The sequence below is a fragment of the Streptomyces sp. CBMA156 genome, from assembly GCF_014596515.1.
Taxonomy (GTDB): domain Bacteria; phylum Actinomycetota; class Actinomycetes; order Streptomycetales; family Streptomycetaceae; genus Kitasatospora.
Genome location: NZ_MSJQ01000400.1, coordinates 1 through 7,418, shown reverse-complemented (window position 1 = coordinate 7,418; position 7,418 = coordinate 1). Strand labels below are relative to the sequence as shown.

The window sequence follows — 7,418 nt, the reverse complement described above, 5'->3', positions numbered from 1 at the left end:
CAACGTCGCCGTCGGCGGCACCGGCCGCCCCGCCGCCGACTTCGGCGCCGAGGGCGGCGTCTGCCACGCGGACCTCGCCGCCGCCAACCTGCCCACCGGGGACCCCGTCGCCGCCCTGCGAGCCGCCGGCTGGGTCCGTGACATCGACGGACGGCTCGTCAAGGACGGCCGGCAACTGCGGCTGCGGATCGTCACCAGCGCGGAACTCGGCCCCACCCTGTCCTCCGTCGCCGAGCTGATGGCCCGGACCTGGTCACAGCTGGGCGCGGACGTCCGGCTCGTCACCGAGAGCCTGCCCGCCCTGGTGAGCGCGATGTACCAGACCGGGGACTTCGACATCACGATGGGCAGCACCCCGGGGTTCCCGCTGCCGTCCGGCTTCGTCCCGTTCTTCTCCGGCCCGGCCCCCGCCCAGGGCCTCAACTTCTCCGCCATCGCCAACCCCGGGTACGACGCGCTGGTCGCCCAGGCCCTCCGGGAACCGGACACCGCGGGCTGCGACACCTGGAACCGGGCGTCGGCCGCACTGCTCCGCTCCGCCGACGCCCTGCCGATCGCCGACGGCCGGAGCACCCTCTACGGGTACCGCACCACCTTCAGCACGGCCAACGGCGGCCAGCTCGTCCCCACCAGCATCCGGCTGCACCGGTGACCGGGGGCCCGGTCAGGTCCGCGCCCCGGTTCCCGCGCCACCCGTGGACGGTGTTCCTCGGCCGCCGCGCCGCCCGGCTCGCCGTCTCCCTCGGCGTCGTGCTCACCGCCTCCTTCGCGATGGTCCGGCTGGTCCCCGGCGACCCGGTACGCGCCGCCCTCGGCATCGACGCCTCCCCCGCCCTGGTCGCCGCCCGCCGACACCAGCTCGGCCTCGACCAGCCCTTCCCGAGCCAGTACCGGCACTACCTGGACGGCCTCCTGCACGGCGACCTCGGCACCTCGCTGGTCACCGGCACACCGGTCGCGGAGCTCGTCCGCACCCGGCTCCCGGCCACCCTGCAGATCGCGCTGCTCGCCTTCCTCGTCACCCTCGCCGTCGCCCTGCCGGGCGGGCTGCTCGCCGCCGTCCACACCCGCGACGGACGACACCCGCGCACCGAGCTGGCGTTCACGGCGGTCACCGCGGGGCTCGCCGGGGTGCCGGACTTCGTCCTCGCCGCCGGCCTCACCGCGCTGCTCGCGGTCGGTCTCCGGCTCCTCCCCGTGGCGGGCACCGCGGGCGCCGGCTCCCTCGTCCTGCCCGTCGTCGCGCTCTCCCTCGCGCCCACCGCCGTCCTCGTGCGCATCGTCCGGGTGGAGGCGCTGAAGGTACTCGCCGAGGACTACATGCGCACCGCCCGGGGGAAGCGGCTGTCACCCGCCCGCCGCTACCTGCGCCACGCGGCACCGAACATGGCGGCCGCCTCGCTCACCGTCGCCGGCAGCCTGCTGCCCGCGATGATCGCCGGCACCGTCCTGGTCGAGAAGGTGTTCGCCTGGCCCGGCATCGGCTCCGCGATGGCCCAGTCCGTCGTCGCCCAGGACTACCCCGTGGTCCAGGCCATGGTGCTGATCCTCGGCACCACCGTGCTGCTCGCCGGCCTGCTGGTCGACGTGCTGCTGGCGCTGCTCGACCCGCGTACGGCCATCAGGGAGATGTGACGACCCATGCGGATGCCCCCGGGACGGCCACGCTCGCCGATGGCCTGGGCCGCGACGGCCATGCTCGCCTCGCTGCTCCTGCTCGCCCTGCTCGGCCCGCTGGTCTGCGGCGCCGCGGCCGACCGCCCGGACCCCTCCGTGGTGCTGCAAGGCCCGTCCGCCGCCCACCCGTTCGGCACCGACAACCTCGGCCGCGACCTGCTCGCCCGGGTCGCGGCCGCCACCCGGCCCTCCCTGCTGCTCGCCCTGGCGGCCACCCTGCTGGGTGCCGGCGCGGGTGTCCTCCTCGGAGCGGCCACCGCCGTCCTCGGCCCGCGCACCCGGCGGTGGCTCGGCGCGCTGATCAACCTCCTGCTCGCCTTCCCCGCGCTCCTGGTCGCCCTGTTCCTCGCGGTCGTCCTCGGCGCGGGCGCCACCGGAGCGCTGCTCGCCCTCGCCCTCGCGAGCGTCCCCGGCTTCGCCCGCCTCGCGCAGACCCTCGCCGCCGCCGTCGCGGGCACCGACCACCTGGCCGCCGCCCGCGTCCTCGGCCTGCGCCGGCACCGGCTGCTGCTGCGCCACGTCCTGCCCAACATCGCCGAGCCGCTGCTGCTCAGCACCACCACGGCGGCGGGCACCTCGCTCGTCGCGCTCTCCGGGCTCAGCTTCCTCGGCCTGGGCGTGCAGCCGCCCGGATACGACTGGGGACAGCTGCTCAACCAGGGGCTCGAACGCGTCTACGGACAGCCGCTGCCCGCCCTCGCGCCCGGCCTGGCCATCCTCTACGCGGCCCTGACCTTCCAGCTGCTCGGCGAGGTGCTGGCCGCGGCCGTCGCACGGCGCGGCCCGGCCCCCCGTACGGCTCCGCCGCCGACCACCCCCAGCGGTCCCTCCGAGGACGGCCTGGTGCTCCAGATCGAGGACCTCGTCGTCGAACTGCCCACCAGGGACGGGGTGATCCGGCCGGTCCGCGGGGTCAGCCTGTCCCTGCGGGCCGCGGAGATCGTCGGACTCGTCGGCGAGTCCGGCTCCGGCAAGTCGCTCACCGCACTCGCCGTCGCCGACCTGCTGCCCGCCCGGGCCAGGGTGTCCCGGCGGACCCTGCGCCTGCTCGGCGCCGACCTCGCCACCATGCGGCCGGGGGACCGCCGGCGCCACCTCGCCACCGGGCTCGCGATGATCTTCCAGAACCCGGCGTCGGCGCTCAACCCCGCGCTGCGGATCGGCACCCAGCTCACCGAGACCGTCCGGGCCCACCGCGGCGCGGACCGCGCCCAGGCCCTGCTGGAGGCCACCGCCGCCCTGCACCGGGTCGCACTGCCCCCGACCGTGCTGCGGGCCCGTCCCCACCAGCTCTCCGGCGGCCAGCGCCAACGCGTGACGATCGCCGCCGGCCTGATGGTGCGGCCCGGACTGATCATCGCCGACGAGCCGACCACCGCCCTCGACGTCACCGTGCAGCGCCGGATCACCGGCCTGCTCTCCGACATCCGGCGGGACACCTCGACCGCGATCCTGTTCATCAGCCACGACGTCGCCCTCGTCGGCGAGTTCTGCGACCGCGTCCTGGTGATGTACGCGGGGACCGTCGTCGAGAGCCTGCCCTCGGACCGGCTCGCCACCGCCGCCCGGCACCCGTACACCCGGGCACTGGTCGAGTCCGTACCGGACCTCGGCACCGACCGCGACCGGCCCCTGCCGGTCGTCGAGGGCGCCCCGCCCGACCCGCTCGCGCCCACCCCCGGCTGCCCGTTCCAGCCGCGCTGCGGGCACCGGCAGGACCGCTGCGCCGAGGAGCCTCCGCCGCTCGCCGTCCTCGACCCCGCCCACCGGGTGGCCTGCTGGCACCCGCTGCCCGCACCGGCGGTGGCCTCGTGACCGCCCTGACGGTCCACGACCTCACCGTCCGCCACCACGGCGCGCACGGCCAGGTCACCGCGGTGGACGGCGTCTCCCTGGACGTGCCGTCCGGCACGACGCTCGGGCTGGTGGGCGAGTCCGGCTCGGGCAAGTCCACCCTGGCCCGCGCGATCGTCGGGCTGACACCGGTGCACGGCGGCCGGATCCTGCTCGACGGGCAGGAGCTGCGCGGCCACACCGTGCGGGCCCGGCGCCGCCTCGGCCGCCGTGTCCAGGTCGTCCTCCAGGACCCGGACACGGCGCTGAACCCCAGGATGACCGTCCGCCAGGCCCTCACCGAGGCGGCCACCGCCCACCACCGGCTCGACCGGAACGCCAGGACCGGACGCGTCGACGCCCTCCTCGCCCTCGTCGACCTCGATCCGGGACTCGCCGACCGGCTGCCCGGACACCTGTCCGGCGGGCAGCGCCAGCGGGTGGCCATCGCCCGCGCCCTCGCGGTCGGCCCCGGCCTCCTGATCGCCGACGAGATCACCTCGGCCCTCGACGTCTCGGTACAGGCGTCCGTCCTCAACACCATCCGCCGCCTCCAGCGCCGGCTGGGCCTGACCATGCTGTTCATCGGCCACAACCTGCCCGCGGTCTGCTACGTCTCCGACGTGGTGGCCGTCATGCACCGCGGCCGTCTCGTCGAGACGGCCCCGACCGACGACCTGGTGCGCGACCCCCGGCACCCGTACACCCGGGCCCTGCTCGCCTCCGTACCGAGCCTGCGCACCCCACCGTCCTGATCCGCGTTCCGCCACCGGGCCGCAGCCGCCCGGGATGCCTCCGGGATGTCTCCGAGGTGCCGCCGAGGTGCCGCCTACCTCCGGTGCGGGGGCAGCGGCAGCTCGAAGAAGACGACCTTGCCGACCGCCTTGCGGGCGGTGCCCCAGCGCTCGGCGAGCTGGGCGACCAGCGTGAGGCCGCGGCCGATCTCCTCCCACACCTCGCCGGGCTTCAGCGAGGGCAGGTTGTGGTTGTCGTCGCTGACCTCCACCAGCAGCCGGTCCGCCCTGATCAGCTGGAGCTGCACCCGGTCCCGCGCCACCCTGATGGCGTTGGTCACCAGCTCGGACACCAGCAACTCGGTGGTGTCCCTGAGGACTTCGAGACCCCAGGCGGCGAGCTGTCCGACCACCAGCCGTCGTGCCCGCGCCACCTCGTCCGGCTCGGGTTCGAGCTGCCAGGTGGCCACGTCGGCCGGCGGGATCCCGGTGAGACGCGCCGCCAGGAGCGCGATGTCGTCCTCCCGGTCGCCGGGCTGGAGGCGGTCCAGAAGGGCGTCGCAGGCCTGCTCGGGGCTCTGCCGCGGGTCGATCAGGCTGCCGCAGAGCGCGGCCAGGCCCACGCCCGTGTCCCCGCCGCGGACCTCGACGAGGCCGTCCGTGCAGAGCACCAGCATCGACCCGTCCACGACGTCGACGGCCGCGGTCAGGAACGGCACTCCGCCGACCCCGATCGGTGCGCCGGACGGGATCCTCAGCAGTTCGCTGGTGCCGTCCGGACGTACCAGCACCGGGGGGACGTGGCCGGCACCGGCCAGTTCGCAGGTGCGGTTGATCGGGTCGTAGACCGCGTACAGGCAGGTGGCGAGGTGCTCGGGCCCGAGCTTGTGGGCCAGGTTGTCCAGGTGGCGCAGCAGCTGCCCCGGCGGCAGGTCGAGACCTGCCAGGGCGTGGACCGCGGCGCGCAGCCGCGCCATGGTCTGCACCGCGTGGAGGCCGCGGCCCATCACGTCGCCGACCACCAGGGCCACCCGGCTGCCCGGCAGCTGGAACGCGTCGAACCAGTCGCCCCCGACCCCGCCCCGGCGCTCGCCGGGCAGATAGCGGTGGGCCAGCCGCATGCCGGCGATCGCGGGCGGCAGCTCCGGGATCATCGACCGCTGGAGGGTGGCCGCCACCTTCAGCTCCGCGCCGTGCAGGCGCGCGATGTCCATGGACAGGGCCGCGCGGACGACGAGGTCCTGGAGGTGGTCCGCGTCGCCGTGGCCGAAGGGCCCCCGGCCGGCCTGACGGACCAGCGTGACCACGCCGAACACCGTGCCGCGGACGCCCAGTGGCAGTGCCAGGACGGAGCCTCCGGCCGCCCCGGAGAGCGAGGCGGCACCGGCGTCCGAGGCGGCCGTCCCCCGGGCGGTCGTCCCGGGCCTCATCACCGGGACGAGCACCGGGGCGCCCTGTTGCAGGGCCCGGCCCTGGGGAGTGGCGCCGGGCGCGGTCAGCAGTGTCCCCTCGCCGGGCTCGTCGTTCCACTGCTCGGCGCCGGGGGTGAAGGCCAGCGAGACCCGGCGCAGCAGCGTACGGCCGTCCGGCCTGCCGGTGGGCAGCTCGGCGTCGTCCGTCAGCCCGGCGACCAGGTCCACCGAGACGAAGTCGGCCACCCGGCGGACCAGCAGGCCGGACAGTTCCCCGGCCACCGTCGCCAGGTCCAGCGACCGCTCCACCCGCTGCCCGAACTCCCGGTTCAGCGCCATCCGCACGGACTCCAGCTCCACGTGCGGCGGCTTGAGCCGCCCGGCGGCACGCTCGGCGTCGAGCGTCGCCTCCGCCGCCAGCAGCCGGGCCTCCAGCCGCACACAGCGCTCCTCCGCCACGTGCTTGAGCGACTGCGCACGCGCGAGCTCGGTCCGCAGCGCCTCCAACTCCGCCTTGAGGCCCAGTAGTTCGTCTCTGACCCCGCTCGCCCCGCCCGGCTCCTCGTACAGCTCCAGCGCGCCGACGGCACCCGAGGCGTAGCGGGCCGCGGCCCAGTCCGCCTCCAGCTGCCGGTAGCGCTGCTCGGCCTGGTGGGCCTGCGCCTCGGTCGCCTCCAGCGCACGCAGCAGGTGCCGCTCGCGCACGCTCGCCAGGTGCAGCTCCCGCTCGGCGGATCCGAGCTTGTCCCGCAGCTGTTCGACGTCATGCCGCGAGGCGTTGCGCACCCGCAACGCCTCCATCCTCAAGTGGTGCGCCTGGTCCTGGACTTCGGCGGTCACCGACTGGCCGCCCAGCTCCCCGACATGGCGCAGCAACTCGTCGACGAACTCCTTCGGGGCGATGCGCTGGCCCGTGAAGTACCGCGAGACGGAACCCTTGTCACGGTTGCAGCGGGCCGCGTAGCGGGTCAGCGTGGTGTCCAGGACCGCGAAGAGCCGGCCGATGAACTCGATGAACGCCCGGACTTCCGCCTCCGGCGGGCCGAAGGGCTCCGAGACGTCCCTGTGCCGATCCAACACCCGCGACTCCCCGATCACAGCCGTGCCCGCCCGCCACGCCGTTGCCGCCGATCGGCAACGCGTTGCCCGTGGCGCAACGCCCGCGCCGCACGAAAGCGTAGGCGGTGAACCCACGTCGGTGAACTCACACCGGTGAACCCGCGTCGGTGAACCCAAGTCCTCGCAGTCGAAGGAGAATCGATGCTTCCCGCCGCCCTGCACCGGCTGGCCGCGTGCCAGCGCACCCTCATCGTCGCCCTGGGGCTGGTCCCCCTGGTCATGGTGATCGCGGTCTGCCTGCCCGCGCTGGTCCTGCTGCCCGCCCTTCCCGGGGGCGTCGCCCGCTGCTCGACCCTGATCACCCTGTTCAGGGGCTGGACGGAGGCCGTGCTGACCAAGAGCCGCTGAGCCGCCGGACCGGGGGTGCCGGTCTCCGCCGCCGCACCCCCTCTCCGAACGTCTTGACGAACACATGACATTGACGGACCATCATGCTGGCGCGCGCCTCACCTCCTCCACCGCTCCGCTTTCACGGACCCCCACAGGAGGACAGTCATGCGACTGCCCCGCCGAGGGAAGCCCGCCACGGCCACCGCCGTCCTGCTGGCACTCGCCCTCGCCACCCCGCTCACCGCCCAGGCCGCCTCCCCCGACCACCCGTCGGCGCCCTCCGCCGCCCCGGCGGACACGGCCGCCGACACCG

General features: G+C 75.1%; 5 protein-coding genes and 1 pseudogene. 5 read left to right on the top strand and 1 reads right to left on the bottom strand.

The window, feature by feature from the left end; all coding sequences use genetic code 11:
* The 4 genes and pseudogenes from BU198_RS35725 to BU198_RS35710 form a co-directional block, all read left to right on the top strand.
* Positions 1 to 652 (top strand): annotated as a pseudogene (locus BU198_RS35725) (ABC transporter substrate-binding protein); the annotation flags it as partial.
* Positions 649 to 1,635 (top strand): ABC transporter permease, encoded by a 987-nt coding sequence (locus BU198_RS35720; protein ID WP_188296878.1) that lies wholly within the window; start codon positions 649 to 651, stop codon positions 1,633 to 1,635. The pseudogene BU198_RS35725 and the gene BU198_RS35720, both read left to right, overlap by 4 nt.
* 6 nt (positions 1,636 to 1,641) lie before the next feature.
* Positions 1,642 to 3,492, top strand: coding sequence for a dipeptide/oligopeptide/nickel ABC transporter permease/ATP-binding protein (locus BU198_RS35715; protein WP_223244286.1), 1,851 nt, complete (start codon positions 1,642 to 1,644; stop codon positions 3,490 to 3,492).
* Positions 3,489 to 4,265, top strand: coding sequence for an ABC transporter ATP-binding protein (locus BU198_RS35710; protein ID WP_188296879.1), 777 nt, complete (start codon positions 3,489 to 3,491; stop codon positions 4,263 to 4,265). The genes BU198_RS35715 and BU198_RS35710 overlap by 4 nt, the downstream gene beginning before the upstream one ends.
* A 74-nt stretch (positions 4,266 to 4,339) precedes the next feature.
* Here BU198_RS35710 and BU198_RS35705 read toward each other — a convergent pair whose 3' ends face one another.
* Entirely contained in the window at positions 4,340 to 6,736 is a 2,397-nt protein-coding gene (locus tag BU198_RS35705) for a SpoIIE family protein phosphatase (protein ID WP_317620088.1), read from the bottom strand.
* Between the two features lie 180 nt (positions 6,737 to 6,916).
* Here BU198_RS35705 and BU198_RS35700 point away from each other — a divergent pair, with 180 nt between their 5' ends.
* Entirely contained in the window at positions 6,917 to 7,123 is a 207-nt protein-coding gene (locus BU198_RS35700) for a hypothetical protein (protein ID WP_188300971.1), read from the top strand.
* The last annotated feature ends 295 nt before the right edge of the window (positions 7,124 to 7,418 follow it).

Coding starts and splice junctions, on each gene's coding strand:
- BU198_RS35715 (WP_223244286.1), top strand. CDS start 1,642: ATGCGGATGCCCCCGGGACGGCCACGCTCGCCGATGGCCTGGGCCGCG.
- BU198_RS35700 (WP_188300971.1), top strand. CDS start 6,917: ATGCTTCCCGCCGCCCTGCACCGGCTGGCCGCGTGCCAGCGCACCCTC.